This is a genomic window from Microcoleus asticus IPMA8 (assembly GCF_013179805.1).
GTDB classification, from domain to species: domain Bacteria; phylum Cyanobacteriota; class Cyanobacteriia; order Cyanobacteriales; family Microcoleaceae; genus Microcoleus; species Microcoleus asticus.
Genome location: NZ_SRRZ01000021.1, coordinates 44,017 through 70,330, shown reverse-complemented (window position 1 = coordinate 70,330; position 26,314 = coordinate 44,017). Strand labels below are relative to the sequence as shown.

The following is a 26,314-nucleotide window of genomic DNA, read 5'->3' as shown; positions in this document are numbered from 1 at the left end:
GGGGTTGTGACCCCCGTACTACCCCCGATCCTTGGCTGCGGGGGCGCTACTTCCAGGAAGATAAGGGAGGAACTGCTAGCAGTGCGCTGCTGAGTTCGGCGTGTATTCTGCCGTTTGTGGCCAAAATCCGACCCGAGTTCATCTTAAAGGCACTGCCGTCATAAGCTGTAATTTGACCTCCTGCTTCGGAGACGATGACTACACCGGCGGCTACGTCCCAAGGGGCGAGTCCCCGTTCCCAGTATCCGTCCGATCGCCCCATCGCGAGGTGTGCGAGGTCTAGGGATGCCGAACCGCTGCGCCGCACGCCTTGGGTGAGGTGGGTGAGGTGACAGAATTCGGCATAATTATTGTCTGCTGTTTCGCGCCGATCGTATGCAAAGCCAGTGACTAGCAAGCTGGTTCTCAATTCTGAGATTTGGGAAACTTGGATGGGCTTCCGGTTGCAGGTTGCTCCCAATCCCTTGCCAGCCCGAAATAATTCGTTATGAAAAGGGTCGTAAATTACTCCAATTTGTGGTATGCCGTCGATTAACAGTCCGATCGACACGGCCCAAAAAGGATATTGGTGAGCATAATTGGTTGTGCCGTCCAAAGGGTCGATCGCCCACAGGTATTTGCTGCTGGCATCCCCTAATTTGCCGGATTCTTCGGCGAGGATGGCGTGGTCGGGTACGTGGCGGCCGAGAATTTCTAAGATGACGGCTTCTGAGGCTTTGTCGGCTTCTGTGACTAAATCGCCCGATCGGCCTTTTTCTTGAATTTTTTCTAATTTCCCGCAGAAAGATTGCAGGACGGAACCAGCGGCCAGGGCTGCTTCTGTGGCTATTTCTAAGAAGTTTTGCAGTTGATTGTCAGTCATTAGGAAGAAGGAAGAAGGAAGAGGGAAGAAGGCAGAAGGAAGAAGGCAGAAGGAAGAAGGAAATCATTGCTCGTTAGTAGTTATTAGTTATAACTGAGGAGTTTTTAGTCATTGACAAATGACAAATGACTAATGACTACTGACTATTGGCGATTTTGCTGGCGAAATTCTGCGGGAGTTTGGCGCAAAGCTCGTTCTGGATTCCACAGGCCTTTACCCATGAGTCTCGCCCATTCTTGAGCGTTCACCAGTCGCTGCTGGTATTTGGTGTTGGGCGATCGCACTGAAGCCAGGGCATAACCTTCTTTGACTAGCTGTTCGTTGAGCAAAACTTTATCTTGCCACAAGTAGGCTAGTTTGCGATCGAACCCGTCTTTCTGTTCGATGTCTGATTCTAACAATACCTGTTTTCCCCCAATTAGCTGTTCTAGTCTTTGTTTGGCTGCTTCTCCCCAAGGCTGCTGTTTTAAATCCGGCGCATCAATACCAATCAGCCTGATTTGTTCTAATAAGGCTATTTTGTCGGCTGTACTGATAACTTCGATTGTTTGGCCGCTGATGGCCCTTTCTACTTTGGCGATCGTACCTTGGGGCATTTCGGGTTTTTGGCAGCTAGCTAGCAACAGACAAAGGGCGATCGCACATAATCGATAAAGCATGGATAATTGGTAGTTGATAATTTATCAAATTGCCTCACTCTTCATCCAACGGCAAACCGGCTTTAACTTTACCTTTGCCGAAGTAGCGGCCGAATTGCAGTTCGTACACTTCGTCTTCGTCTTGCGTCTCTACCTCGATGTTGGAACGGGGATAGCTGACGCACAGCAGGGCATAACCTTCTTTTTGCAGTTCCACAGAAAGCCCCATTGCTTCTGGCTGGTGCAGTTCCCCCGACTTGACGCGCACCGCACAGGCGGTACAAGCGCCGTTGCGGCAGGAAAAGGGCAATTCTACTCCTTGGTTTTCGGCGCTTTGGAGGATGTAGCGGTCTTCGGGTACTCGCACGGTGTGGCGATCGCCTGTCTGTCTGTTATGAATTTTAATTGTGTAAGAGTGAGTCATGGAATTTTAGATTTTAGATTTTAGATTTTAGATTGGGGTTTGCGGGCAAAATCCTTTATATGAAAGGGTTTGCGACACAGGGAGCAGAATCCGGCCTGCCCGTTTGACACCCTACCCACATTAAACAGCAAATTTATGCCGTTACCCCTTCCCAAATCAGATTTGTTCTGCTAAGATAGTTTAGCTGTGGCTAAATGAATTAATTTAGCCCTGGAGAGGTGGCCGAGCGGTTGAAGGCGCACGCCTGGAAAGTGTGTTTAGGGCAACTTAACGAGGGTTCGAATCCCTCCCTCTCCGTTAAACAAGCTGTTCAAGCAAAAAAAACAGCTTGCAACAAAAATCTCTGATATGAGATAAATACTTTGATTAGAGCGATCGCCCTTGAATTCTTTTAGAAAAATCAAGGGCGATCGCTTTTCAATGTTGGAGTGTAAATTACGGGCGATCGCCCCGAGAATAAACGCCCAGATATAATGCCAATAGTAGAAAACCATAGTGACCTACACCAATCGCCAGCGATATGGTCTAGCAGCGTCACTTAATTGTTTTTCAAATGCCCAATTTCCAAATTAAATGAACAAGCTAGGTGAGATTTTAAAATAATCGCCTAACGCCTTAGCTTGTGCCTTGCTAATCGCTCTTTTCCCATTGACAACCTCAGACACCACACCGCTCGATCCAATGATACCTACCAAGTCCGCTTGACGGGTGCCGCTGGATTCCATGATGTGTTGCAAAATCTCATGAGGCTCCGATTTGTCGATCGGATAATTTTCTCTCTCGTAAACTTCAATCAGCGTGACTAACAACTTGTATAAAGCTCTCTCCTCTGGAGTGAGGTTTTTAGCGAACGTTAGCCGTTCTGCCACTGTTAGGAGGCGCTCGTATTCCTCTTCGGTTTCGATCGCCCTAGGAGCAATTTCTGCAAGCAATTTGCTATAAGTGGCTCCATCAAAAGTAAGGATCATTTTTCCATTTGTCTTTGTCGTATTCAGCGTGGGTTAGGAAATATTTGTAGAAAATAGTTTGCTCCTCGTAGTTGATGCCGACAATCAGGCGATATTCGTTGCCTTTGATATTAAAGACTGTGAAGTTTCCTACTGCTTCGGCATCCCGGTAAATCTTGCGAACCTCCTCCAAATTCTGCCATTCTGCTTTCTTTACAGTTTCGTTCCAGCTATCAATTTGATTTTTGACATCGGGGTACTGGGCAACATCTTTACGGAGGTTCTGAATAGAAATTAGGTGCATTTATTTTGGGTTTTGGTATTTGCGGGTTTTGCATAGGTCATCTCTGCTCATTGATGATATTTTGCTTATTCTCTCGTTTTGAGAGGGAAATGTCAAGGCCCGATCGAGTAAAAATTCTTTAACGCCCTCCAAGTGGGTTTTGTCTGTGTAGGCGCAGTTGGAAACCGCAAGCTTTGTCTTTAATCCCACTCTTCCTCCCCCGACTTGATCCTCATCCTGTAAAAAAAGCTTCTAGCAGCGTGGTTCGGGCGATCGCCTCGCAAATCAGAGTCAGCGTTTTAGCAGAGGCTCTACGCACGACAGGGTTGGGGTGATGTGCTAGAGCTTCCAGCAAAAAAGGAGTTGCAGGTTTGCCAATTGAGCCGAGAGTTTCGGCTAAACTCAGCCTCACCATTCCCTGCGAATCTCCCATACATTCGACCATCTTTTTGAGCAGTTCGCTGTCGTTGGGATTGAAAGTTGCGAGGGCCATTTGCTCCCTCACCGTTTGCAGCAAAGCGTCGCTTTCTGCTGGCTCAATCGCTGTTTGAATATCAGTCGGGGAATTTTATATTTTAAATTTTAGATTTTAGATAAGTAAGTCGGCGCGAAAATTCATAAGTATGTAACAAAAGATTAAGAAAGACGATGGCTCTCAATTTAATGCGTTTTGTAGAGTAGTTTCCTTTTTTACCCCTAGCTTCTACCCCATTAATTACGGCATAAGCTAGCTCTAATTCATCTTCAAACATTTGTCCGGCTAGCTCATCTTTTTTGATGTGTTGCCACTCCAATTCTATGGGATTCATTTCTGAGCAATATTTAGGTAAAAACAAGATATATAGACCCTGCTTTTCCCACTTCGACCATAATTTTTGGACTTCATGACATCGATGTATGGGACCATTATCCTGTACTATTACTCTAATTCGTTTACTCCTCTCTGCCGAGCGAGCCTCTGACTCCATCATTTTGATATAAGCTTTTCGATCGACACCCCCAATTACCAAACCGTAAACAAAGCTGATTTCAGGTTGGAGAAGTCCTACAATACTTAATCTTCGACCACGCCGTAATGTTTGTTCGAGTCGCTTTTGCTCGCCTCGTTTGTAATAAGTGTAGCCTGCCTCGCTCCATGCACAAAATCCTGATTCATCTAAATATTTTAAATCGATCTCTCCCGCAGCAGCAGCCCATTCCAGCATATCTAGGTCGGCTTGTTTGATTTGCCGTGCTATGATTTCTTGTTTTCCTTTGTGGCTCTTTCTCGCTCGTTTCCAAATAAACCCTTTTTTTTTAGGATTCGTCTTAATCGATCGGGGCTTAGTTTAATAGAACGCTCTTTTTCTAATTTTTGAGCTAATTGAACACTATTGTATGTACGTGGTTCATTTTTGAGGCATTCTATTAAAAACTCTATGTCTGCTTCTTTGCACTTCGGTTTTCCTCCTCGGCCTGGTAATTCCCAAAAACCTTCCATTCCTAGTTTTTGCCATTTATGTAAAACCTCTCTCACTGTTTGTGGCGTCCAATTAAAATGAGCAGCTATTTTTTCAACGTACCAGCCCTGTGCATTTAACCTAACTACAAGAGCTCGATCTTTGACTTTTTGTGGAACATCCGCAGTTCTCAGTTTTAATAGGGTTTTATCTTGCTCTTGAGTCAGAAATATCCTTAATCTAGCGCCCATATATTTAATTACCTTGGTAGAGGTCTTCCCTGTCTTTACTTATTTTAACATAGTTCGGTTTTTTCGCACCGACCTACTTAGAGGTAATTTATATCGAACTTAGCATCAGCGAGATTTGCCCCTCTGAACGAAGTACCCTCAGCATTTCTAATCTCTAGAACAATAGCGGAGAAAGACACAAACGCAAACCAAAGATACAGCAGCGACAGCAAACCAAAACACATACCCCAAAACAGTTTGTGAGTGCTCAGAAAAGCGCTCGCCGTTGCATTGAACAAAAAAGCCGCTGCGTAAGTCGCCACACTTCCAGCCGATGCGATCGCAACCTGTGCAAATTGGCCGCGAATCCGGGAACTCACAAAAAACATTAACACCCCACCGATCGCCATTCCAGCAATAGCAGCCTGGGAATTATTATTAGTTGCAGTGCCAGCATAGAAAAATCCCAACAAAGCTCCTGATAGAATAGCAGAAATTGTTCGTGCCAATCTACCCGCTTTTGAGGTTTTTGGCTGTTTGCTGGCGATCGCCGAAGCGAAACCAGCAGCGCTCAAAACGCCGTACAGCAACAGAACAAAAGGCCAACTGCGAGAGCCCGGTACTTGTCCTTGAGTTCCCAAAATCAGTCGAGTCAGAACATCGCCCACAACCAAACAAATCGCGATCGCCCCAGCACTCAAAACAGCTATCTGTCGCCTAGAAAGCCCGATTTTCGCACCGATAAAATTCGCACCCGCTAACTGAGCATTTCTAAAATTGCAGCCTCTAACATCCGCACCGCTGAAATCAGCACCGTTAAGAACTTGTCCTTGGAACGATCGATTTCGTAAAATTTGATTGCTAAAATTATTAAAATCAGAATTGTTCATATTAGTATAAGATGCTTGAAAATATATAAATATGTCAGTGTTCCCGTCCCCTATCTAAAATCTAAAATGGTATGACTTATCGACCCACGATCAAACAAATTTGGCAGATTCTCGGTCTCGGAATATTGCTCGCACCAATACTAATCTACAACATTCCCTACTTTTTGCGTCCCCAACAAACAAACGAAGCCCGATCGCTCTTTCAAGGAATAGGCTACCGCAGGGAATTTCGGACTAATCCGCGTCCCACCCTAATTCACATTCTTAGCATCGACCTAAAAGCGCCGGGAATAGGAATTTTTGTCACTCCCGGAAACCCAACACCCGATTTAACAGAAACCAATGCCCGCACGGCTACTCAATTCCTGAAAGAATTTAAATTGCAATTAGCAGTCAACGGCAATTTTTTTTATCCCTGCATTGAGGAAGCACCTTGGGATTACTATCCCCGCAGTGGCGATCGAGTAAATAATGTCGGACACGCCATTGCCAAAAGCCAAGCTTATTCTCAACCAAATCCAGGCTTTCCCGCCCTTTGTTTTGATGCCAAAAACCGCGCTCAAATAATCGAAAACGGCACTTGTCCTGCGGGAACAGCCTATGCAGTTGCCGGAGATACTTTGCTGGTAAAAAATGGCCAACCCGTAGCACAAAGTCAGAAAGAAAGCAAACAGGATAAGCCATATCCCCGTGCAGTCGCGGCGATCGACAAAACAGGCGATAAGTTGTGGTTAATTCTGGCAGACGGCAAGCAGAGGCTTTACAGTGAAGGGCTGAAATTGAGCGAAATAACTAATATTTCGATGCAGTTGGGAGCCGAGACAGTGCTAAATTTAGATGGCGGCGGGTCCGTAACTTTTGCAGTAGCATCGCCGTCAGGAGCGAAACTGTTGAATGCTCCGATTCAGAATAAAATCCCCATGCAGGAACGTCCAATTGCCAATCATTTAGGATTTTATGCGCGGCAATATTAGGATTTTAAATTGCGCTTTGATCTCCAAAATTAGGGGTTAAAAAATGATTTTATTCTGCGACGCGCCCAAGCCGCTGCCTGTAACAAATCGGCTGTTAAAACCTATTTTAAAAAAACAAAAAATGCTTCCGCATACTCAAATAAATAGGGTATTGATTGCCTTCATTACTAATACAAAAATTCGTTTAAATAACCACAAAATTTCTTGTTCAGCAGTGATTTTTTTTTAAATCTGCCCAAAATCCGGGAATTTTTGCTAAGATTGTAAAGAAACGTAACAAAAATAAATATATAATTGGCTTATGAAAATTAGCGAAATCCAAGCAGCGCTGCAAAGTTCGGATTCTCAAGAGAGGCTGCGGGGGGTAACGGCTCTGAGAAAGTGCGATTCTGCGGTGGCGCTACCGATGTTGCTGAGCAAAGTGGACGATCTCGAGTTTATGGTGCGATCGTGTGTGGCGATGGGATTGCGGCAGACTCAAACTGCGGAAGCTTTTGCGGCACTGTTAAAAATGATGCAGTTCGATCGCGATCCGAACGTGCGCGCCGAAGCCGCTAACTCTTTGTCAATGTTCGGAACCGAGGCTATTTCTCATTTAGTGGAAGCTTTTCGCCGCGATGACAATTGGCTCGTCCGCCGCAGTATCATGGCTCCGCTGTATGAAATGCAGTGTCCTGATGCAGTATTTGAAATTTGTGCGATCGGTCTTGGCGGCGAAGATTTAGCAGTTCAGGAAGCTGCAATTGACGGATTTGGCCTGCTGGCAAATACTGTGAAGCAAGAAGAGGCATTGCAGCAATTATTACCTCTAGTAAGCTCGGATTACTGGGGAATTCGGCTGCGAGTTGCTCGCGCGCTGAGCAAATTTGACAATCCTCAAGCTCGCGCTGCTGTGAGCTATTTGGCAAAAGATCGAGATCATCGGGTTGCAGGTGCGACTTTGGAAGCTTCGCTTTAAAACAGTGGCTTACAACCTCAAGCAGACATTGGTAGCTGCCCTTAAACTCTTAAACCCGCCCCTAGATTAGCCCGATCGCCCTCACAATATTACGGATTGTTACTTTGTTTCTAATAAACGAGACAGGCGCGATCGGCGTCCTTGACGATCGCAAGAGTTTTAGCATCTGAATTAATTCGCCATCTACCAGCCTTTTCGGCAATACCTAGGCAAGAGGTGTTTCACAGCTTTGATTTGCAAAGTCGCCCCATTCCCTCCGGGTTGGAAGTCACAGCGAGCGCGGGAAAACCCCAGATACTATCCGCAGTTGGTGTTACGAATGCCCGCAATTGCGAAAAGCCGCTACACTTACATTGATGCGGGTGCATCTGCTCAAGTTTTTAATTGCGTGATTTATCCGAGTCACAATTACGATTTGCCGCTGTTGGGAATTGACCTCTTGTCTTTCTGCAAGAAGAAAATTTGGGTTTTTCTCGACTTTCAGCCACTATTTAGAGATGAGGCTTATATAGCAAAATATGTTCAACATCTAGAATCGCTCCGCGATAAGTACCACGATTTGAGCCAAAATTTATAAATCAATTTTTATGAGGTCAATCACTATTTTTATAGATACTTGCTGTGATTCGCTAAAACTGGATAAAACCGGGTATATACAGCTTATAAACACTATATCAATTTCTACTAAAAAATGCTGCGCTCAGCACAACCGCTGACTACCCAGAAAATATCCAGCCCATCGTTAAAAGTCAAAAAGATTGCAGCCAGTAGAGTGCAGACAGAGACGGGGCTTCGGGATTGTTTAGCAGTTATTTCGGTCACGAATTGGCTGAGAAATTTTGGAGGAGTTTTTGTTTGAAGATGCTGTGCCTTTAGCTGTAACAGCGAACTCGCGATGACCACTAAGTTTACATATATTTTTCAAAAAAACAAGTTCGCCGTAAAAACTTTAGTCATGGCTACAAACCTCTCGATTTAGTAGGTAAAATTTCCAATCTAAAATCTCAAATAAACAGGAAAAAAACTTTATTTTTTACTATCAACCTGTGGATTGAGGAGGTAAAATCTCAAATATAAAATCGATATTGCTCTTAATAAGCCTTTTTTAGATGCGTCGAACGCTTTGATTAAAAATCGGTTAGACTTACAGTATTACCCGATTCTAGAAGGGTTTAAACTCAAGGAAGCTACAGTAGCCAAAAGGAAAAAACCAACTCAGCAGATCGTAACTACCTGTTACGCTTTTGCATCCCCGAAACTGCGGCAACTTCGCGCGGCTCACCTTCAAGGCGACAGCAGCTTGCAACTTCTCAATTTTGCGATCTTCTGGCATCTTAACTTTGATTTGCCGTTTTTTGGCGGGGATTTGGTGACGCTGCCGGGTGGTCATTTAATTCTCTGGATATGCAGCCTCTGTTTGGCGGCGACGCTGACTACCAGGCTAAGTATACTGGACCGATCGAACAAATTTTTCAAACTCATCAACCGCACCTTCCCTGGGGTGGCGACTTTCCAGAGGAAGCTAAGCAGTTTTTCTCGTCGGCGTTTCTGTGGAGCCCCAAGGAAACGGAAGTATATGGAAACTCGCGTTTTTGCACCGTTCAAAGACTATCTAGCCGCTGATTTCGATTTGGTCGATCGCGCCGAACCGGTGACATCGGGCGCAAAGTTAGATAATATCTAACAAGCTCAACAATGCTGCCTGCGGTATCGTGCCGAAAAAAGCCCGGGCCAGGGAATGTTTAAGCGGTTCTACGGCGAGGAATGGACTGAAGAGTATATTCACGGATTTTTGTTCAATTGGGAACGGAAGCTGGCACAATTGGTAAGTAACAAGAATTAATTTTAATACAAGCTTCAGCCACTACACTAATAAGTGTAGGTTGGCATGAGGAAAATGCCAATGGTCAAAAAAAATCGCAATGTAGTTAGTTCCAATTCAGAAAGTAAAGTCAAAGTCGGACTTTCGCTGACTTCTTCTAGTGCCGATCGATTAAACACGATCGCTCGAAAGCTCGGAATATCAAGGTCGGAACTCCTAGAACGCTTGGCACAAGGCGCTCTGGATATTTCTAAGGACAAGACGGAAGTTACTGTCACTTGGAAAAAAGGTGAAGAAACGGAGGTAGAGGCGGCCCACTTGCAAGGGGAAACAGCCGAAGAAAGCGAATTTAATGACGCTGTAACGGCAGAAACTCTATCGGACTCGGTGAGTGTAAAGCCAAATCCGCTGCAAGAAAGTTACGAAAGTTTACAGCAGCAGTTGAGTGAACGCGAAAGTTCGATCGCTTCTTTGCAGCAGCAATTGGCCACCGAAAAACAAAATCTAGAAAGCCAATTGCAGGAAACTGTACCGAAGTCAAGTTACGAAAGTTTACAGCAGCAGTTGAGTGAACGCGAAAGTTCGATCGCTTCTTTGCAGCAGCAAGTCGCCGAAAAGCAAAATCTAGAAAGCCAATTGCAGGAAACTGTACCGAATTCAAGTTACGAAAGTTTACAGCAACAGTTGACTGAACGCGAAAGTTCGATAGCTTCTTTGCAGCAGCAAGTCGCCGAAAAAGAACACCGGGAACACGAGCTTCAGCAACAGCTAGCAGAAAAATCCAGTGCTTTGGAATCTTTGCAGCAGCAAGTCGCCGAAAGAGAACACCGGGAACACGAGTTTCAGCAACAGCTAGCAGAAAAATCCAGTGCTTTGGAATCTTTGCAGCAGCAAGTCGCCGAAAGAGAAAGTTCTCTGGAATCCTTGCAGCAGCAATTAGCTACCGAAAAGCAAACTTTGGGACAGCAATTGCAGCAAACCGTGTCGCAGTCGAGTTACGAATCTTTGCAGCACCAGTTAGCCGAAAAGTCAAGTGCGATCGGAGAATTCCAAGTTCAACTAACCAAGTTGCAATCTCTAGAAAATCAATTGAGCCAGAGTGCGGCGATACAGCGAAATTACGACGCTTTGCAGCAACAGTCTCAAGAACAGCTAAGAACCATCAAAGCTTTACGGGAACAGCTAGGTCAAATGCAGGCTGTGGCTGGGATTGGCGAAGCTTATCTCAACAAGTGGCGGCGTCCCTGATTCTAAATCAGCAGAGAAATCGATCGCGCGCGAGCGCGATCGATTATTTCATGGTTTGTACAAATAAAAAGCAGCCCGATCGCCGTCATTATTTTTATTTAATTCCTCAGCTTTTAGTTTAAATTCTTTAAGCTCAAGATCGGGAAAATCCGAAAACTCTCAACCGCAGAGAAATTGTAATTCTCACGAGTCAAACACAATATCTTTTATTTGAAATCCCATCTCATTTGCTAGTAATTTCATACTTTTCAGAGCGTGTAAAAACAAGTGAATCGGAGGCTCAATTTGACCCCATTTGACACCTTATTCTCGCCGCGCATAAGTTGAGGTGACAGGAATTCTAATCAAAGCATACCGATCGTGTTTTAGCAGTCGCCATATATTTTTTAGAACCTCCTGCGGTTGGGGTATACGATCAAAAAAATGATGCAGCATAATCAAATCAAACCGATATTCTAGTTCCGCTATTTTTTTTTAAGAATCTGGACACCATTTTTATATAAAATATCACCTTCAATCAAAGGATCGAGTCCTGTAAGGTTAAAAAAACCTTCTTCAGCTAGACGCAGCAAAAGATCCCCCGTACCGCAACCAACATCTAATATTTTCGATTCCCATGTCACATTGACCTCGATCGGCCAGTCAAAATAATAAGGAAGTCCGTATATGTTTGATAAAATTTCTCCCAATAAGTTTTTGTTACCCAGGTAATTTTCTGCTCTTTTACGCTTCATAAATCTAAACAAGCCCTTGGTTTCTTTAACGTTAGAGATTTGTAAAGAGTAATAGTTAAATGAATAATATTGTGACAAATGTTGGGAACGTTCACTATTTGCCAGCAACCGCATTCACTGCATTCAATATACTCAAATGGGTTGTTATTTAAACCCGGAAATTATTGAATGGGTTCGATTTTTTAACGGGTGTTATCTTGCGGATTACCGCAAATTTCACAAGTATTCAAACTCATTAGATTCAACCTTATTTGAAAAATAATTAAGCTGAACTACACCTGATTTTGCAAAAGTATCTATTCTAAGGAAGGGCTTGCTCTCAAAAGCCATGCAAATGATGTGCGATCGGCTCAGTATAGCAGGTGAAAAGTACAAGAGACATCTCCAACTAATCATCTCCTACTATCTCGCGAGATGTAGGGTGTAAGCCAAGGGGCGAAAATTCATGTTTTCAACCTTTGATTTTATGCCCAAATGTTTCACCCTTACCAGTCCGAACTCGCACTCCACAGACAGATTGAAACCTGTCGAAGCTTTTTTTTGTAATGTATGATAATAATATTAAGAAATATTACAATAAATAAATTATGACGATCGCTCCTACCCCTTTTAGCAAATCCAATCCAGCAGACACTAAGAGCCGCGTCACGGTAATTGGAGCCGGCATCGGCGGACTCACAGCAGCCGCCCTGCTAGCCCGCAGAAAATACAAAGTGCTAGTCTTAGACCAGGCGATCGTCCCCGGAGGATGCGCTTCCACCTTCAAACGCAAAGGCTTTACCTTCGATGTCGGCGCCACGCAGGTTGCAGGATTGGAACCCGGAGGCATTCACCACCGCATTTTTTCAGAATTAAACATAGAACTTCCCGCCGCCACACCCTGCGATCCCGCTTGTGCGGTGTTTTTGCCGGGAGAAACCGCACCGATTAGTGTGTGGCGAGATCCGCAAAAGTGGCAGCAAGAAAGGCAGCGGCAGTTTCCTGGAAGCGAACCTTTTTGGCAATTATTGTCTGCTTTGTTCAAAGCTAGCTGGAAATTTCAAGGGCGCGATCCAGTTTTACCGCCCAGAAACTTATGGGATTTCTGGCAATTAATTCAAGCAGTTCGCCCCGATACTCTAATTACTTTGCCTTTCACTTTTATGACAGTGGGAGATGCTTTGCGGCTTTGTGGGTTGGGCGACAATTTGCGCTTGAAAACTTTTCTGGATTTGCAGTTAAAATTGTATTCTCAAGTCGATACCGAAGAAACGGCGCTGCTTTACGCGGCGACGGCTTTAGGAGTTTCACAAACGCCACAGGGATTGTATCATCTACAAGGAAGTATGCAGGTATTGAGCGATCGACTCGTAGGGGCGATCGAAAGAGACGGCGGCAAAGTCTTATTGCGACACACAGTTGAAAGTATTGTCAGCGCCAACGGCAAAGCCACCGGTACAGTGATTCGCAATCAAAAAACAGGCGAAGTTTGGACAGAAACAGCCGATCGCATTGTTGCCAACGTGACCGCGCAAAATCTAGTAAAATTAATGTCAAGCGAGCCTAGTGTCGGAAATTTAACAGATAATTTATCGGTTAAATCAGAAACTTCAGAGACAACAAACAAACTCCCAAATCAAATGGCTGGCTACAAATATCGAGTAGATAAATTGCCGCCCGCATCCGGTGCATTTGTCATATATTTGGGAGTGCATGAAAGCGCAATTCCGGCAAATTGTCCGCCGCACCTTCAGTTTCTCTACGATTACGACGGCGAGATAGGGGAGAATAATTCATTATTTGTTTCTGTCAGCCATTCGGGAGATGGCCGAGCACCGAAGGGAATGGCGACAATTATCGCTTCCTCATTTACTGATACTCGAATGTGGTGGAATTCGGTTGATTATGAAGGATTAAAGCAAAAATATACCGCAGGGGCGATCGCCCGTTTGAGCGAATATTTCAATTTTACGCCAGAGTCGATCGTACACCAAGAAGCCGCCACACCCCGCACCTTTGCCCGCTACACAGCGAGAGATAGAGGCGTTGTGGGTGGTATCGGGCAGCGAATACCAACCTTCGGCCCCTTCGGATTTGCCAACCGCACACCAATTAAAAACTTGTGGTTAGTGGGCGACTCCACCCATCCCGGAGAAGGAACGGCCGGCGTTTCCTATTCAGCTTTAACAGTAGTGCGGCAAATGGAGGCCGCCTCTAAAATCTAAGAGGACACGGCAATGCAGTTTCCCTAGCGCAAAAAATAATTAATCGCGCGAGAGATGTAACTATCGCGCGATTAAATTTAGGCGGAACTACCCCGCAGGGGGTAAGTTCCGATTAAACGACGGCTGCACTAACTAATTGTTGTTACAAATCGTCGTTACAGCTACTCATGCTTAGCGATTTTAATTTTGAATGCCCTGCAAGTAACTTCAAGCGACTGTCCTAATTGAGACCTGGCGGTCTAACGCCACGTTCACCGATTTGCCCAGTAGACATCTCCAATAATTACGAAAAACAGGGCTGAAACCCTAATAATATCGTTCAAAATTTAGAATTTCTGGAGATGTCTAGTGCAATGTTTTGTTAAGCTGAGTCCTCGAAACGACCCTTCTGCTCCGCCCAATTCAGAAGTGCATCCAGAGCAGGGCACAAAGCCTGTCCCCACGCGGTCAGCCTATATTCAACCTTAGGCGGTACCTGCGGATAGATCTTTCGGATCACAATCCCGTCAGCTTCCAGCGTCCTTAATTGCTGGGACAGCATCTTTTGGGAGATGCCCGGAATAAGTTTCTCGAAATCAGAATAGCGCTGCACTTTGCCGTCGAACAAATGAAAGAGGATGACCAGCTTCCAGCGCCCTTCCAGCAACCGTATCACTTCTGCGACATCTGCCGCTGCCGTCGAGGGGGTGTAAACCTTTCTCATAGGTGTGCAACTTACTTTTTCGTGCGTTCTTGATTATTTGCAAGTCTAAGCAGAGAATTCTTGTGCAGCAACTTTCCAGCAAGAGAAACAAAAATGAATCTGCAACTGGCTGAATCGATCGGCACCTATTTCGTCACCTGTAACGGCACAGACACTACCCGGATAACGGATTGTTTCACGCAGGATGCCGTAGTGTTTGACGAAGGCAAGACTCATCGAGGGCATGGAGCGATTCAGTCGTGGCTTCAGGAGTCGCGGAAAAAATTTGAATATTGTACAGAGCCAATTAGCACCGCTCAAGTGGGAGAGTCTGTGACAGTCGTTGCCAAAATCACCGGGAATTTTCCCGGCAGCCCGATACAACTCCGTCACTCTTTTCAACTTAAAAGTGGCAAAATCCAATCTCTGGAGATTAACTGATGTCTATGAATTTAGAACTGAACGGGAAACGAGTATTGGTTACTGCTGGCACCAAAGGAATTGGTGGAGCCGTTGTCACTCTCTTTCAAGATTGTGGAGCCAGTGTGCTGACTGCGGCACGAGTCCGCCCTCGCTCCTTTCCAGAAAAACTGTTTATCTCCGCCGATCTGACGACCCTAGAGGGATGTAAGGCTGTGGTGGACGCCGTTAACGAACGTCTTGGTGGCGTAGATATCATCGTTCATGTGTTGGGTGGTTCATCAGCACCGGCTGGCGGTTTTGCGGCACTCGACGATCGAGAATGGCAACAGGAATTGAATCTCAACCTTTTTCCCGCAGTACGCCTAGACCGCGCCCTACTGCCCGGAATGGTGACGCAAGGGGAGGGGGTAATTATCCATGTCACATCAATTCAACACCAGCTTCCCCTGCCGGACTCAACCACTGCTTATGCGGCAGCCAAAGCCGCGCTTTCAACCTACAGCAAAAGCTTGTCTAAAGAAGTCGCGCCAAAAGGTGTACGAGTCTTGCGCGTGTCTCCGGGATGGGTAGAAACCGAGGCATCCGTGGCTTTAGCCGAACGCCTTGCCCAACAAGCAGGCACCGATTACGAAGGAGGCAAGCGGATCATTATGGAATCGCTGGGTGGCATTCCACTCGGGCGACCATCAACACCGGCTGAAGTGGCAAATCTGATCGCGTTTTTGGCATCACCGCGCGCAGCGTCTATTACCGGTACAGAACACGTGATTGACGGAGGAACTGTCCCAACAGCTTAACCGGAACTTCCCCCGTATGCGGGGGAGTTCCGTTTAGGGAACAGTCAACAGTCAACCATCATTCCGGTGTCACCGGAATTGATATCAACTACATTCTCTGACTACTTGATAGAAATCTTTGCGCCCACAGCTTCAAGCTGTTTCTTCATTTCTTCAGCAGCATCCTTAGCAATCGCTTCCTTAACTGCTTTCGGTGCGGCTTCTACCAAGTCTTTCGCTTCCTTCAGACCCAGACCGGTAATCGCCCGGACTTCCTTCAGAATTGCGATTTTCTTGTCAGCAGGAACTTCTTCGAGCATGACAGTAAATTCGGTTTGCTCTTCTACGGGTTCAGCAGCGACAGCAGCAGGGCCGCCCATCATCATCTGGCCGACAGGAGCAGCAGCGCTGACGCCGAAAGCTTCTTCAATTTGCTTGACCAATTCAGAAGCTTCGAGCAAAGTCAGAGACTTAAGTTTATCCAAGATTTCGTCAGTTGCAGTAGACATTTTTTGAACTCCTAGTTCGATTGTAGATTTGGAATGTGAGGTTTTCGATTGCTCATTAATTATGAGTTTCTCGTCTGCAGTCATCAGTTTCTTTCTCAAAACTAACGACTCTTGACTCGTGACTAATTACTAATGACTTACGCAGATGGGCTTTCTGCTTCTGCTGGTGCTTCTGCTTCAGTTTGTGCTGGTGCTTCTGCTTCTGCTTCAGGTTTTGCTTGTGCTTCTGCTTCTACTTCTACTGAACCGCCGTCTTTTTCAGCATAAGCCTTAAGACCACGGGCGATCGAGGTAGGAACTTGATTGATACCCACAGCCAACTTGGTTGCGACACCGTTGATAGCGCCAGCAATTTGAGCCATGAGTTGTTCTTTCGACGGCAGATCGGCTAATGCTTTAACATCAGCTTCTTTCAGGACCCGTCCTTCCATCACGCCGCCGCGAAGTTCAGTCTTCTTAGAGACTTTTTGGAATTCTTGGTAAGCTTTAATCGCGCCGCCAATATCTTCTTGCACGAACACAAACGCCGACGTACCTGTGAGCAATTCCTGTATCGGCTGCCAGGTTTCGTTGCCTTCAACCGCAATTCGCATCAGCGTGTTTTTTGCCACTTGGCAACTGCTGCCTTTCGGACGCAAACGCCGACGCAAATCTGTGATTTCAGCAACAGTTAAGCCCGTGTAGTCAATCACGATCGCCAGTTGAGATTCGCTCAAAGTTTGCTTGAGGTCTGCAATAATCTCATTTTTTACTGCTAAAGTTTTGCCCATACTTATTTCACCTCCTTTTAGGATCGAAAACTGCCCGTCAAAAACCCCGACCTTCGAGCCGGGGCAGAGAATTAAAAATTAACAAGTCAGAATTAAAAATAGAAAATTTCTAATCTTTGAGTCTTGAGTTTTTATTTCTTCAGCCTCGGCAGGAAATTAAGCGGTCGGCACCTGCGGTCTTCAGCTTATTGATTTTTGATTAGGCTATCACCAGAAGGCAGATATTAGCCGAGGTCTGGTTTAAGTCTTGTCAGAGATTTACACAGACAGCCGAAGCTGTCTTTTACCTTCTGCCTTCTGCTTAATTCTGTACTAGGCAGCGTCAATTTTCGTATCGCGCAGGGCACTGATATCGACTTCGATCGACGGGCCCATTGTTGCGGATACGTACAAACTGCGCCAGTAGCGACCTTTTGCACCAGAAGGACGGTTGCGGTCAACAGTTTCTTGCAAAGCATGAAGGTTGACCAGCAAATCTTCCGCTGAGAAAGCTGCCTTGCCAAACATAACATGAACGATGCCAGTTCGATCGGCACGGAATTCTAGTTTACCACCTTTAAACTCGTTGATCGCCTGAGCAATGTCAGTCGTCACCGTGCCACCTTTCGGAGAAGGCATCAAACCGCGCGGGCCCAACAACCGACCCAATTTTGCCACCAACGGCATCACGTCTGGGGTAGCAATCAGGCAATCGAAGTCCATCATGCCCTTCTGAATTTCATCGATCAACTCTTCAGAACCAGCAATATCCGCGCCGGCATTCAGAGCTTCTTTAACTTTTTCGCCCTTAGCAATCACCGCAATTCTGACTACTTGACCAGTTCCTTTTGGTAGCGATACAGTTGTCCGCAACTGTTGGTCAGTATATTTCGGGTCAATTCCCAAACGGATGTGAGCTTCAGCAGATTCGCCAAACTTAGCGGTTGCTGTTTCTTTCAAAAGTTGCAGAGCTTCCAGCGGTAGATAAGGTCTCTCTTCAACTTTCTTTTGAAGTTCTTGCAGTCTTCGGGATACTTTCTTTGCCATTGTTGTTTTTTGGGGTTAGTCGATTTTAGATTTTAGATTTTAGATTTTAGAATTGAGCCGTTTTGGTCATTTCAAATCTAAAACATTTGCGATTCCTAGCGAAGCTTTGCTTCTCCCCCTGAATCGGTCGATTTTGGATTTTGGATTTTGGATTTTAGATTGAAGATTTGAGCTTCAAAATCAGAAATTTTGGATTAGCAATTTGGAACTTGGACTAGGAAAACTCTTCCTTCTTCCTTCTTCCTTCTTCCTTCTTCCTTCTTCCTTCTTCCTTCTTCCTTCTTCCTTCTTCCTTCAATCCGCGATCGCCACGCCCATATTTTTAGCCGTTCCTGCCACAATTTTCATAGCAGCCTCAACATCATTAGCATTGAGGTCAGGCATTTTGGTTTCAGCGATTTCTCGTAACTGAGCCTGTGTAATCGTCCCTACTTGCTTGCGATTAGGTTCTCCCGAACCCTTAGCAATGCCAGCGGCTTTTTGAATCAAAACTGACGCCGGCGGAGTTTTGAGAATAAACGTAAAACTGCGGTCTTCAAAAACCGAAATTTCTACCGGAACCACCAGACCCGCTTGGTCTGCGGTTCTAGCATTGTACTCCTTGCAAAACATCATAATATTGACGCCGTGCTGACCCAGGGCTGGGCCGATCGGAGGAGCTGGGTTGGCTTTTCCCGCCGTAATCGCCAACTTAATTACTGCAACAACTTTCTTTGCCATTAGTTAGTTCTGTTTCTGAACCTGATTGAACTCCAATTCTACAGGCGTATCGCGCCCAAAAATCGAGAGTAAAACTTTGAGCTTGTTTCGTTCCGGGCTAACTTCAATCACATCACCTTCAAAATCCTTAAACGGCCCGGAAAGTACCACAACGTGGTCTCCAGCAGACATCGATACTTTGACAACTGGTTCTGATTCCTGAGCGTTTCTGAAGATCCGTTCTACTTCCGAATGACTCAGAGGTAGCGGTTTGACGTGACCCCTGCCGCGCCCGTAGCGGCGTTTCTGCTCTGCCCCGACAAAATTAATTACATTCGGGGTATTCTTGATCACCTGCCACGTATCCTCGTCCATAAACATACGGATGAGTACGTAGCCGGGAAAGATTTTTTCATCTGACTGCCGCCTGGAACCGTCTTTGCCGACTTTGATCGCCGGAGTTTGCGGAATTTCGACTTGAACGATGCGATCGGCAACATCCAAAGTTTGAATCCGCTGCTGCAAGTTTGCCTTCACGCGCTTTTCGCAGCCAGAGGCAACTTGAACAGCATACCAGCGAGCATCAATCTCCGGCACCTCTGGCGATGCTGCCTGTCCCGTCGCTTCTGTGGAATACTCAGATTCTTCTGATGCAAAAGTCATGGCCCAAACACCTTTCCCGCGCCCCAGTTAAAGAAATTATCCACCAAATAGATCAGGCTTGCTGAGAGGATTACCATCAAAAGCACTGCCAAAGACTCGCTGATTAGCTGCTGCCTGCTGGGCCAAACCACTTTGTCGAGTTCTTCTCTAGTTTCCTTAAAAAAACCCGCAGGGTTAAACCCAGGCGCCGTTATTTCTTGAGTTTCTTGAGCTTCGTCTTTTTTCGCCACGATTCAATCCCCCTTGCGATTTTAGATTTTAGGTTTTAGATTTTAGATGGTGTGAGTGGCCCGCGGCTCTCAGATTTTGTGACACTAACCACTTACGCCCAAGTCCCAAATCTCTAATCTAAAGCCACGACTTTTTTACAAGCCCAACCAATCAACGGCGTAAATGCCGATCGCCGAAACCGACGATCGAGAAGCCACACCGAGCATTTGTTGATGGCATTTTTTGCGAACCGCCCACAAAAACTAATTCTACCCGAAAGTTTGCGGTTTTGACTGTTGCCAGCCAATAGTCCGGGCGCTTTCGGGCAGAATTTAAAGTTTGGTGATTCAGCGCGCCCTGGAGGACTTGAACCCCCGACATCAGGTTTTGGAGACCTGCGTTCTACCAACTGAACTAAGAGCGCACAGGTGAGGTTGCTGAAATTCGCTTAACCTCTAGATTTCTATTTTAACACAGTGCGCTCGTAAATGGAAAACTTTTTTTTGATTTTTTTCAATTTCCCATGAACCATGAACCAAGGGAAAGCTGGGTGCATTCCTACAGGGAGCGATCGAACCGCTGTTTGACGCGAGTAGCTTTGCCCACCCGATCGCGCAGGTAGTAAAGTTTTGCTCTGCGGACTTTCCCGCGGCGCATCACTTGGATCGTGGCGATGCGGGGCGAGTGAATCAAAAACACCCGTTCCACTCCGACGCCCTGAAACACGCGACGGACGGTGATTGTTTCATTAATCCCGCCGTTGCGCATGGCAATCACAGTCCCTTCGTAGGGCTGAACCCGTTCTTTGTTACCCTCTTTAATTTTCACGCCGACTCGCACTGTGTCGCCCACGTAAATTTCGGGGAGTTGTTTATTAAGTTCTTGCTTGACTCTATTTATTTCTTCCGTTTCGATAGAACGGATTATTTCTGCGCCTTTCATGGGATTTACCAAAACTCACAATCCCTTATCATATATCGAAATGCCCGTTTTATGTCAAAAAATTTCTATGTTAGATAGCTCTGGGGTCGTATTTCTGCAACTGGGGGCAATGGCTGCACTGGCCTTGTACGTCGCCGCCAACTTGGGGGCAAACGATGTCGCTAACTCGATGGGGACATCCGTAGGCTCGAAGGCGCTAACGCTGCGGCAGGCAATAATTGTTGCAGGCATACTGGAATTTTCCGGCGCAGTGCTGTTCGGCCAAGGAGTTTCCGAAACTCTGGCAACAGGAGTTGTGAATGCAGATGTGTTCTCTACTCAGCCGCAAGTATTTTTAATCGGGATGGTGTCAGTGCTGATAGCTTGCGGGATCTGGCTGCAAATCGCTACCAGTCGAGGTTTGCCGGTTTCTTCATCCCATGCAGTGGTGGGCGCGATCGCGGGTTTTAGCTGTGTTGCAGCCGGAATTAATGCGGTTGATTGGCGAACCATCGGCACGATCTCCCTAACTTGGGTGGCGACACCGATCGCCAGCGGTGCTTTAGCAGCGCTATTTTACAGTGGGGTGAAGTATTGGATTCTCGATCGGCCAGATCCTCTATCTCAACTGCGCGAGTGGATACCTTGGCTGAGTGCAGCAATGCTGAGCGTATTTGGGATAATTGTACTGCCGTCTGTTGTGAATGTCGCTTTGGTGCAGACAGGGGCGATCGCCCTAGCGCACGATCGATTTGGCTGGAATATTCCAACTCACGATATTGTCATTGGCATCGGAAGTATTGGGGCGATCGTCCTGACACTCAATAGCTGGAAAAAATTAGAATCAGTTGAGAAGGAAGAAGGAAGAAGGAAGAAGGAAGAAGGAAGTTCGGCAACGGATTCTGTAACGGATGTAACGGATGTCAGGAAGAAGGAAGAAGGAAGAAGTACAAACACAAACTCTCCCACTCTCCCACTCTCCCCCCCTCCCACTCTCCCCCCCTCCGAAACTCCGAAACTCCGCCACTCTCTCATCGAGCAACAAATGGCGAGATTTCAAGTCTTGAGCGCCTGTTTTGTAGCATTTTCCCACGGTTCCAACGACGTAGGCAATGCAGTTGCTCCCCTAGCTGCGATCGCCTACATCCGGCGCACAGGTTCCTTTCCCTCAGGAGATTTCAGCGTTCCCCTGTGGATTTTAGTCCTCGGAGGCGCAGGAATAGTCATCGGTTTAGCCATCTGGGGTAAAAATGTAATTGCCACAGTCGGCGAAAAGATCATCGAACTCCAACCAAGCGGCGGATTTTGCGCGGAATTAGCCACAGCCACCACAGTCTTGCTAGCATCCCGCTTCGGTTTGCCAGTTTCCACATCCCACGCTTTAGTCGGTGCAGTCGTCGGAGTCGGGCTGATCAAAGCTTGGAAAACAGTACGCTTGGAAACTTTGCTGTCAATTGGTTCGGCTTGGCTGGTGACAATTCCGATCGCAGCAGGTTTGGGTGCTATCATCTTCAGCATCGCGCAATCCATTGGGCAATTTTAGATTTTAGATTTTAGATTTTAGATGGATGGTGCAACCGGATTCGATCGGATTCATCTGCGTTAATCTGTGTTTATCTGCCCTCATCTGCGGTGAAAAAAAGAGAATGTATTAACCGCAGATGACAACGGATTGACGCTGATTCACGCAGATGAAGATCGGATTCAGGACTAATAGCGCTTTCGCACATCAAACCCGGTTGCAGCGCACCAACACGCGGGCCACTCAATCACTTAATTCCTTCTTCAAGCAATGCTTTAGCTGTTGAGCCAGCACCCCGACGCAGGGCTTTCTCAGCATAGTCAGGTGATTCCCAGGAACTCTAATCACCTCTACTTTTTGGGTCGTTAATTCACTCCAGCCAAGAGTCGGATCTTGATGACTCATGCTTAGCTGTTCCCTCGATCTAAACAGAGTAATTCGCTGCGGATAAATTTTCGGTACATAGCTGAGAGTTGCTTGACTATTAGCCTGAAATACAGTAAACATCGAGGGAATTGCCAGCTCGCGCCAGCTCCGTTCTTTTGACTCCCGAGATAGGATGCTAACCATAACGGCCTGTTTCCAATTCCAGCGATGCAAAAAATTAGCAGCCAAATTAAGCATCTTATTTAATTTCGGAAATTTGGCAGCAATACCGCCACTTTGAACATTTTCTGCAGCAGCCACCAAGCGAAAATAATCTACTACAAAAGGCCAGATAGAGCGCGAAACAGTAGTCAGAATAAACTTGCAACCGTCCCAAAAAGAAGGTTTGTTAGCAGAAACCGGCGCTAAAGTATCCAGCACAGCAAGCAAAGCCACTTCATCCCCGGCTGCGAGCAACTGTTGAGCCATCTCAAAAGCAACCAAACCTCCAAAAGACCAACCTCCTAAAAAATAAGGCCCTTTTGGTTGAACGGTACGCAAGGCTGCGATGTAGTCAGCCGCCATGTCTTCAATGCTAGTTAACGGAGAACTTTCGCCGTCAATACCCTTTGGTTGTAGCCCGTAAAACGGTTGATTTTCTCCTAGCCCAAAGGCTAACTCGCAATAAGGAAATACGACGCCAAAGATGGGATGGACGCAGAAGAACGGGGGATTTTTACCGCGAGGCTTAATTGCAACTAAAGGCGACCATTCCAGAGAATTTGTTCCTGAATATAGCGAATCAGCTAAACCTTCAATTGTTGGATTTAAAAAAAGAGCAGACAGCGGCAACTCGCGCTCAAATTGCTGGTTAATCTCATTGATGAGGCGGATTGCTAGCAGGGAATCCCCACCCAAATCGAAGAAGTTGTCGCCAATGCCAACGCACTCTGCGTTGAGGATTGTGGCCCAAATTTGGGCGAGGGTTGACTCGGTTGGTGTGCGAGGTGGAAGGCAGCTTTGATCTATTGAATTGCTAGTTAGAGTTCCCGGTGCAGGTAGGCGCAGGCGGTCAATTTTGCCATTGGGAGTTAGGGGCAGAAAATCCATCGCCACAAAAGCACTGGGAATCATGTAATTGGGCAGTTGTTGTTTGAGGAAATTGCGTATTTCCCCGGGATTAAGCGTCTGATTGTGATTGGGGACGACATAAGCAACTAGGCGTTTGTTGCCCGACAAATCATCCGCAGCAACCGCCGCTGTTTCTTTGACTGCTGGATGCTGAACCAGCAGCGCTTCAATTTCTCCCAATTCTATTCGATAACCGCGAATTTTTACCTGTTCGTCTGTGCGGCCTAAAAACTCAATATTGCCGTCGGGAAAATAGCGAGCTAAGTCACCAGTTTTATAAATTCGTTCTCCTGCTTTCTGGCTAAACGGATTAGCAATAAATCGCTGGGCGGTTAATTCGGGGCGGTTCAGGTAGCCTCGCGCCAATCCGCTGCCGCCGATGTATAATTCACCGGGAATTCCAACGGGTACAGGCTGTAAATTTTTATCTAAAATATAGAGTTGAGTGTTAGCTATTGGGCGGCCGATTGGCGGTTTTTTGCGGTCGCCAATTTCGGCCAAACTTGACCAGACTGTCGCTTCTGTAGGGCCGTAAGCGTTAAAAAATCTGCGCCTGGAAGCCCAGCGTTTAACAATATCCGGGGAACAGGATTCGCCAGCACAGATGATTGTTTGCAGTGCGGGAAGTTCGGCGTTTGGAAGGACAGCTAGCAGCGAGGGTGGGAGGGTAGCGTGGGTAATAGCATTGTCTTGCAAAAATTGGATTAATGTTTGTCCGGGCAACAAAGATTCTTTCTGGGCACAGTAAAGTGTTGATCCGGCTCCCAAGGCCATGACAATCTCAAAGATTGAGGCATCAAAACTCAGGGAGGCGAATTGCAAAATGCGGTGATTTGAGTTTAAGTTAAAAGCTTCTATTTGAGCAAGGGCTAAGTTGTAGAGTCCCCGATGTTCGATTAGAACGCCTTTGGGTTTTCCGGTTGAACCAGATGTGTAAATGACGTAGGCTAGGTTTTCTGGTAGGATATTTGTAGTTGGGTTTTCTGGGCTTTGTCGGGCGATAATTTCTCTGTGGGAGTCCAAACACACTACTGAAAAAACTCCGTAATTTTCCGGCTGCGTCAAGTTTTGGGCTAAGTGCTGCTGAGTTACCAAAATCGACACCTGAGCATCTTCTAACATGAAGTTAAGGCGCTCTTGAGGATAAGTTGGATCTAAAGGCAGGTAGGCTGCGCCTGCTTTGATAATGCCTAGCAATCCGACGATCGCATCTAAGGAACGTTCTACACAAAGGCCCACTAAAACTTCTGGTGCTGCTCCCAATTGCTGCAAGTAACGTGCAAGTTGGTTGGCTCGGCTGTTGAGTTGGCGGTAGGTTAACTGCTGGTTTTCAAAGACGGCGGCGACAGCATCGGGCGTTAGCGGAGCCCTCGAAGAGGATCGCGCGACTTGCTCTTCAAATAGCTGATGGAAACACTGGTTTTGCGGATAATCTCTCTGAGTGTCATTCCAATCGATTAATAATTGCTGGTATTCTGGCGCTGTCAGCAAAGCCAAGTCGCTGAGGTGGTGTTTGGGATTGGCAACAATGGCTTCGAGCAGGGTTTGGAAATGTCCCGCCATGCGCGCAATTGTGCCGCTATCAAATAAATCTGTGCTGTAGACAAATTGCCCTTGAATACTTCCTGCATTTTCCCACAAGTGGCACTCTAAATCTAGCTTGGCGGTTCCCGCGTCAAAGTCGATCGCCTCTCCAGCAATTCCCGGCAATTCTAGCGCTGCTACAGGAGTGTTTTGCAGGCTGAAACTAACTTGAAATAGGGGGTTGCGGCTCAACTCGCGATCGGGGTGCATTTCCTCAACCAACTTCTCGAAGGGCAAATCTTGGTGGGCGTAGGCTGCCATTGCGACGTTTTTTACCCGATGCAATAGTTCCCGAAAAGTTGGGTTTCCTGATAAATCTGCACGCAGCACTAAACTGTTGACAAAAAAACCGATTAATGCTTCTACTTCGCTCAGGTTGCGATTGGCGATCGGCGTTCCTACTGCAATATCTACTTGTCCTGTATAGCGGTACAGCAAAGTTTGAAAAGCGGCTAGTAGAGTAATAAATAAAGTCGCGCTTTCTTCCTGGCTCAATGACTTTAGCGCCTCGCTCAAAGCCGGTGATAGTGTTATAAATTGTTTAGCGCCGCGGTAGGATGGAACCGCTGGCCTTTGCCTGTCTGTTGGTAGATTGAGTGTGGTAATTCCGTTTAACTGCTGCCGCCAATAAGCTAACTGGGTTTCTAATACTTCGCCCTGCAACCATTGGTGCTGCCATTCTGCAAAGTCGGCGTACTGCACGGGCAGTGCTGGTAAGTGCGATTCCCTTCGGGATAGCTTCGCTTCACGCTCATTTTTTACAAATGCTGTGTAGAGCGTTCCCAGCTCTCGAATTAGCACTCCAATCGACCAACCATCAGCCACAATATGATGTAAATTCAGCAACAATATATGTTCTGTTTCACTGAGTTGTAACAGCGTTACTTTAAATAACGGCCCGGCGGCTAAATCGAAAGGGCATTGCGCTGCATCGGTTGCGAGTTGCAGCGCTGCGCTTTCCTGCTGAGTTGGCGAGAGATTTTGTAAGTCAATTGTAGGGAGGGATACGGTTAGAATGGGAGCAATAATTTGTACGAGTTCCCCTTCCAAAAGCGTAAAAGTGGTGCGTAAAGTTTCGTGCCGCTGCACAATTTCGTTGAAGGTTTGCTCTAAGGATCTTAAGTTGAGCGAACCTGTTAAGCGGAGCGCTGTTGAGACATTGTAGAAAGGATTGCCCGGTGCTAATTGATTGAGGAACCAAAGCCGCTGCTGAGCAAAGGATGTAGGGAAGACGAAAACTTCTGTTTCTTGCTGCATATTTATCGAAATTGCACCTGTTAAACAGCCATCATTTTTATTGACTTTCTAGATTATATCTCTTGCACTTATTCACAAACTCTCTTGAAATTATCTGCGTTAATCGGCGTCAATCTGCCTTG

The 26,314-nt window shown here is 46.3% G+C and carries 27 protein-coding genes, 2 tRNA genes, 2 pseudogenes and 1 other annotated feature; of the genes and pseudogenes, 10 read left to right on the top strand and 21 right to left on the bottom strand.

The window, feature by feature from the left end; genetic code table 11:
* Positions 1–46 precede the first annotated feature (46 nt).
* From E5S67_RS08100 to E5S67_RS08090, 3 genes are all read right to left on the bottom strand, one after another.
* A complete protein-coding gene (locus E5S67_RS08100) occupies positions 47–862 on the bottom strand; it encodes an inositol monophosphatase family protein (protein WP_172186554.1) in 816 nt (271 codons plus the stop codon).
* 143 nt (positions 863–1,005) lie between these two features.
* The gene (locus tag E5S67_RS08095; RefSeq protein ID WP_172186553.1) at positions 1,006–1,521 is read right to left on the bottom strand and encodes a thermonuclease family protein; all 516 of its coding nucleotides are present in this window, start codon (positions 1,519–1,521) and stop codon (positions 1,006–1,008) included.
* A gap of 34 nt (positions 1,522–1,555) precedes the next feature.
* On the bottom strand, positions 1,556–1,924 hold the full coding sequence (locus E5S67_RS08090) for a 2Fe-2S iron-sulfur cluster-binding protein (protein WP_172186552.1): 369 nt from the start codon (positions 1,922–1,924) through the stop codon (positions 1,556–1,558).
* Positions 1,925–2,136: 212 nt separating this feature from the next.
* On the opposite strand from E5S67_RS08090, the gene E5S67_RS08085 reads away from it, so the two are divergent.
* A tRNA-Ser gene (locus tag E5S67_RS08085) sits at positions 2,137–2,221 on the top strand.
* A gap of 272 nt (positions 2,222–2,493) precedes the next feature.
* Here the strand turns inward: E5S67_RS08085 and E5S67_RS08080 are convergent.
* From E5S67_RS08080 to E5S67_RS08060, 5 genes and pseudogenes are all read right to left on the bottom strand, one after another.
* Positions 2,494–2,892, bottom strand: coding sequence for a helix-turn-helix domain-containing protein (locus tag E5S67_RS08080; RefSeq protein ID WP_172186551.1), 399 nt, complete (start codon positions 2,890–2,892; stop codon positions 2,494–2,496).
* Positions 2,876–3,175, bottom strand: coding sequence for a type II toxin-antitoxin system HigB family toxin (locus E5S67_RS08075; RefSeq protein ID WP_172186550.1), 300 nt, complete (start codon positions 3,173–3,175; stop codon positions 2,876–2,878). The genes E5S67_RS08080 and E5S67_RS08075 overlap by 17 nt, the downstream gene beginning before the upstream one ends.
* Positions 3,176–3,386: 211 nt before the next feature.
* Entirely contained in the window at positions 3,387–3,647 is a 261-nt protein-coding gene (locus E5S67_RS08070; RefSeq protein ID WP_172186549.1) for a HEAT repeat domain-containing protein, read from the bottom strand.
* Between the two features lie 157 nt (positions 3,648–3,804).
* Positions 3,805–4,844: pseudogene (locus tag E5S67_RS08065) on the bottom strand (IS630 family transposase); the annotation flags it as partial.
* Between the two features lie 77 nt (positions 4,845–4,921).
* Positions 4,922–5,713, bottom strand: a complete 792-nt coding sequence (locus E5S67_RS08060) for a pentapeptide repeat-containing protein (RefSeq protein ID WP_172186548.1) — start codon at positions 5,711–5,713, stop codon at positions 4,922–4,924.
* A 71-nt stretch (positions 5,714–5,784) separates the two neighbouring features.
* Here E5S67_RS08060 and E5S67_RS08055 point away from each other — a divergent pair, with 71 nt between their 5' ends.
* The 5 genes and pseudogenes from E5S67_RS08055 (at position 5,785) to E5S67_RS08035 (ending at position 10,715) form a co-directional block, all read left to right on the top strand.
* Positions 5,785–6,687 (top strand): phosphodiester glycosidase family protein, encoded by a 903-nt coding sequence (locus E5S67_RS08055; protein ID WP_172186547.1) that lies wholly within the window; start codon positions 5,785–5,787, stop codon positions 6,685–6,687.
* Positions 6,688–6,988: 301 nt separating this feature from the next.
* Positions 6,989–7,645 (top strand): HEAT repeat domain-containing protein, encoded by a 657-nt coding sequence (locus tag E5S67_RS08050; RefSeq protein ID WP_172186546.1) that lies wholly within the window; start codon positions 6,989–6,991, stop codon positions 7,643–7,645.
* Positions 7,646–7,964: 319 nt separating this feature from the next.
* The gene (locus E5S67_RS33195) at positions 7,965–8,222 is read left to right on the top strand and encodes a hypothetical protein (RefSeq protein WP_246276676.1); all 258 of its coding nucleotides are present in this window, start codon (positions 7,965–7,967) and stop codon (positions 8,220–8,222) included.
* Positions 8,223–8,768: 546 nt separating this feature from the next.
* Positions 8,769–9,488, top strand: a pseudogene (locus E5S67_RS34665) (phycoerythrobilin:ferredoxin oxidoreductase).
* Between the two features lie 60 nt (positions 9,489–9,548).
* Positions 9,549–10,715, top strand: a complete 1,167-nt coding sequence (locus E5S67_RS08035) for a coiled-coil domain-containing protein (RefSeq protein WP_172186545.1) — start codon at positions 9,549–9,551, stop codon at positions 10,713–10,715.
* Positions 10,716–11,179: 464 nt separating this feature from the next.
* Here E5S67_RS08035 and E5S67_RS08025 read toward each other — a convergent pair whose 3' ends face one another.
* Positions 11,180–11,563: a class I SAM-dependent methyltransferase gene (locus E5S67_RS08025; protein ID WP_172186543.1), complete on the bottom strand. Its 384-nt coding sequence runs from the start codon at positions 11,561–11,563 to the stop codon at positions 11,180–11,182.
* A 473-nt stretch (positions 11,564–12,036) separates the two neighbouring features.
* On the opposite strand from E5S67_RS08025, the gene E5S67_RS08020 reads away from it, so the two are divergent.
* Positions 12,037–13,653, top strand: coding sequence for an NAD(P)-binding protein (locus tag E5S67_RS08020; RefSeq protein ID WP_172186542.1), 1,617 nt, complete (start codon positions 12,037–12,039; stop codon positions 13,651–13,653).
* A 361-nt stretch (positions 13,654–14,014) separates the two neighbouring features.
* Here E5S67_RS08020 and E5S67_RS08015 read toward each other — a convergent pair whose 3' ends face one another.
* Complete coding sequence (locus tag E5S67_RS08015; protein ID WP_172186541.1) at positions 14,015–14,356, bottom strand: winged helix-turn-helix transcriptional regulator; 342 nt, start codon at positions 14,354–14,356, stop codon at positions 14,015–14,017.
* A 93-nt stretch (positions 14,357–14,449) separates the two neighbouring features.
* Between E5S67_RS08015 and E5S67_RS08010 the strand changes: the two genes are divergently transcribed.
* Positions 14,450–14,776 carry a nuclear transport factor 2 family protein gene (locus E5S67_RS08010; protein ID WP_172186540.1) on the top strand — a complete coding sequence of 109 codons (327 nt, stop codon included), beginning with the start codon at positions 14,450–14,452 and terminating at the stop codon, positions 14,774–14,776.
* Complete coding sequence (locus tag E5S67_RS08005; protein WP_172186539.1) at positions 14,776–15,555, top strand: SDR family oxidoreductase; 780 nt, start codon at positions 14,776–14,778, stop codon at positions 15,553–15,555. The genes E5S67_RS08010 and E5S67_RS08005 overlap by 1 nt, the downstream gene beginning before the upstream one ends.
* 101 nt (positions 15,556–15,656) lie before the next feature.
* On the opposite strand, the gene rplL is transcribed toward E5S67_RS08005, so the two are convergent.
* The 10 genes from rplL to rplS form a co-directional block, all read right to left on the bottom strand.
* Positions 15,657–16,043, bottom strand: a complete 387-nt coding sequence (gene rplL, locus E5S67_RS08000) for a 50S ribosomal protein L7/L12 (protein WP_172186538.1) — start codon at positions 16,041–16,043, stop codon at positions 15,657–15,659.
* Between the two features lie 137 nt (positions 16,044–16,180).
* Positions 16,181–16,813 (bottom strand): 50S ribosomal protein L10, encoded by a 633-nt coding sequence (gene rplJ, locus E5S67_RS07995; RefSeq protein WP_172186537.1) that lies wholly within the window; start codon positions 16,811–16,813, stop codon positions 16,181–16,183.
* Positions 16,814–16,842: 29 nt separating this feature from the next.
* Positions 16,843–17,015, bottom strand: a sequence feature (ribosomal protein L10 leader region).
* Between the two features lie 110 nt (positions 17,016–17,125).
* Complete coding sequence (gene rplA, locus E5S67_RS07990) at positions 17,126–17,839, bottom strand: 50S ribosomal protein L1 (protein ID WP_172186536.1); 714 nt, start codon at positions 17,837–17,839, stop codon at positions 17,126–17,128.
* 194 nt (positions 17,840–18,033) lie between these two features.
* On the bottom strand, positions 18,034–18,180 hold the full coding sequence (locus tag E5S67_RS07985) for a hypothetical protein (RefSeq protein ID WP_172186495.1): 147 nt from the start codon (positions 18,178–18,180) through the stop codon (positions 18,034–18,036).
* Positions 18,134–18,559 carry a 50S ribosomal protein L11 gene (gene rplK, locus E5S67_RS07980; RefSeq protein ID WP_006635588.1) on the bottom strand — a complete coding sequence of 142 codons (426 nt, stop codon included), beginning with the start codon at positions 18,557–18,559 and terminating at the stop codon, positions 18,134–18,136. The genes E5S67_RS07985 and rplK overlap by 47 nt, the downstream gene beginning before the upstream one ends.
* Positions 18,560–18,562: 3 nt before the next feature.
* Positions 18,563–19,201, bottom strand: coding sequence for a transcription termination/antitermination protein NusG (gene nusG, locus E5S67_RS07975; RefSeq protein WP_172186535.1), 639 nt, complete (start codon positions 19,199–19,201; stop codon positions 18,563–18,565).
* On the bottom strand, positions 19,198–19,431 hold the full coding sequence (gene secE / locus E5S67_RS07970) for a preprotein translocase subunit SecE (RefSeq protein WP_172186534.1): 234 nt from the start codon (positions 19,429–19,431) through the stop codon (positions 19,198–19,200). Before secE ends, nusG begins: the two co-directional genes overlap by 4 nt.
* A gap of 151 nt (positions 19,432–19,582) precedes the next feature.
* Positions 19,583–19,792 carry a hypothetical protein gene (locus E5S67_RS07965; RefSeq protein WP_172186533.1) on the bottom strand — a complete coding sequence of 70 codons (210 nt, stop codon included), beginning with the start codon at positions 19,790–19,792 and terminating at the stop codon, positions 19,583–19,585.
* Positions 19,763–19,835: transfer RNA gene (locus E5S67_RS07960), tRNA-Trp, on the bottom strand. Before E5S67_RS07960 ends, E5S67_RS07965 begins: the two co-directional genes overlap by 30 nt.
* Before the next feature lie 134 nt (positions 19,836–19,969).
* Positions 19,970–20,353, bottom strand: coding sequence for a 50S ribosomal protein L19 (gene rplS / locus E5S67_RS07955; protein WP_172186532.1), 384 nt, complete (start codon positions 20,351–20,353; stop codon positions 19,970–19,972).
* A 40-nt stretch (positions 20,354–20,393) separates the two neighbouring features.
* Between rplS and E5S67_RS07950 the strand changes: the two genes are divergently transcribed.
* Entirely contained in the window at positions 20,394–21,875 is a 1,482-nt protein-coding gene (locus E5S67_RS07950; RefSeq protein ID WP_172186531.1) for an inorganic phosphate transporter, read from the top strand.
* 222 nt (positions 21,876–22,097) lie between these two features.
* Here the strand turns inward: E5S67_RS07950 and E5S67_RS07945 are convergent, their stop codons facing one another.
* Positions 22,098–26,192 carry a non-ribosomal peptide synthetase gene (locus E5S67_RS07945; RefSeq protein ID WP_172186530.1) on the bottom strand — a complete coding sequence of 1,365 codons (4,095 nt, stop codon included), beginning with the start codon at positions 26,190–26,192 and terminating at the stop codon, positions 22,098–22,100.
* Between the last annotated feature and the right edge of the window lie 122 nt (positions 26,193–26,314).

Excerpts from the sequence above, each read along its gene's own strand:
- E5S67_RS07950 (WP_172186531.1), top strand. The coding sequence starts at position 20,394 with ATGCCCGTTTTATGTCAAAAAATTTCTATGTTAGATAGCTCTGGGGTC.
- E5S67_RS08075 (WP_172186550.1), bottom strand. The coding sequence starts at position 3,175 with ATGCACCTAATTTCTATTCAGAACCTCCGTAAAGATGTTGCCCAGTAC.
- E5S67_RS08100 (WP_172186554.1), bottom strand. The coding sequence starts at position 862 with ATGACTGACAATCAACTGCAAAACTTCTTAGAAATAGCCACAGAAGCA.
- rplL (WP_172186538.1), bottom strand. The coding sequence starts at position 16,043 with ATGTCTACTGCAACTGACGAAATCTTGGATAAACTTAAGTCTCTGACT.
- nusG (WP_172186535.1), bottom strand. The coding sequence starts at position 19,201 with ATGACTTTTGCATCAGAAGAATCTGAGTATTCCACAGAAGCGACGGGA.
- rplK (WP_006635588.1), bottom strand. The coding sequence starts at position 18,559 with ATGGCAAAGAAAGTTGTTGCAGTAATTAAGTTGGCGATTACGGCGGGA.
- E5S67_RS08090 (WP_172186552.1), bottom strand. The coding sequence starts at position 1,924 with ATGACTCACTCTTACACAATTAAAATTCATAACAGACAGACAGGCGAT.
- E5S67_RS08080 (WP_172186551.1), bottom strand. The coding sequence starts at position 2,892 with ATGATCCTTACTTTTGATGGAGCCACTTATAGCAAATTGCTTGCAGAA.
- E5S67_RS08060 (WP_172186548.1), bottom strand. The coding sequence starts at position 5,713 with ATGAACAATTCTGATTTTAATAATTTTAGCAATCAAATTTTACGAAAT.
- E5S67_RS08050 (WP_172186546.1), top strand. The coding sequence starts at position 6,989 with ATGAAAATTAGCGAAATCCAAGCAGCGCTGCAAAGTTCGGATTCTCAA.
- E5S67_RS08055 (WP_172186547.1), top strand. The coding sequence starts at position 5,785 with ATGACTTATCGACCCACGATCAAACAAATTTGGCAGATTCTCGGTCTC.
- rplA (WP_172186536.1), bottom strand. The coding sequence starts at position 17,839 with ATGGCAAAGAAAGTATCCCGAAGACTGCAAGAACTTCAAAAGAAAGTT.
- E5S67_RS08035 (WP_172186545.1), top strand. The coding sequence starts at position 9,549 with ATGGTCAAAAAAAATCGCAATGTAGTTAGTTCCAATTCAGAAAGTAAA.
- E5S67_RS08070 (WP_172186549.1), bottom strand. The coding sequence starts at position 3,647 with ATGGCCCTCGCAACTTTCAATCCCAACGACAGCGAACTGCTCAAAAAG.
- E5S67_RS08095 (WP_172186553.1), bottom strand. The coding sequence starts at position 1,521 with ATGCTTTATCGATTATGTGCGATCGCCCTTTGTCTGTTGCTAGCTAGC.
- E5S67_RS07965 (WP_172186533.1), bottom strand. The coding sequence starts at position 19,792 with ATGTCGGGGGTTCAAGTCCTCCAGGGCGCGCTGAATCACCAAACTTTA.
- rplJ (WP_172186537.1), bottom strand. The coding sequence starts at position 16,813 with ATGGGCAAAACTTTAGCAGTAAAAAATGAGATTATTGCAGACCTCAAG.
- rplS (WP_172186532.1), bottom strand. The coding sequence starts at position 20,353 with ATGAAAGGCGCAGAAATAATCCGTTCTATCGAAACGGAAGAAATAAAT.
- E5S67_RS33195 (WP_246276676.1), top strand. The coding sequence starts at position 7,965 with ATGCCCGCAATTGCGAAAAGCCGCTACACTTACATTGATGCGGGTGCA.
- E5S67_RS08015 (WP_172186541.1), bottom strand. The coding sequence starts at position 14,356 with ATGAGAAAGGTTTACACCCCCTCGACGGCAGCGGCAGATGTCGCAGAA.
- E5S67_RS08025 (WP_172186543.1), bottom strand. The coding sequence starts at position 11,563 with ATGCGGTTGCTGGCAAATAGTGAACGTTCCCAACATTTGTCACAATAT.
- E5S67_RS08010 (WP_172186540.1), top strand. The coding sequence starts at position 14,450 with ATGAATCTGCAACTGGCTGAATCGATCGGCACCTATTTCGTCACCTGT.
- E5S67_RS08005 (WP_172186539.1), top strand. The coding sequence starts at position 14,776 with ATGTCTATGAATTTAGAACTGAACGGGAAACGAGTATTGGTTACTGCT.
- E5S67_RS08020 (WP_172186542.1), top strand. The coding sequence starts at position 12,037 with ATGACGATCGCTCCTACCCCTTTTAGCAAATCCAATCCAGCAGACACT.
- E5S67_RS07945 (WP_172186530.1), bottom strand. The coding sequence starts at position 26,192 with ATGCAGCAAGAAACAGAAGTTTTCGTCTTCCCTACATCCTTTGCTCAG.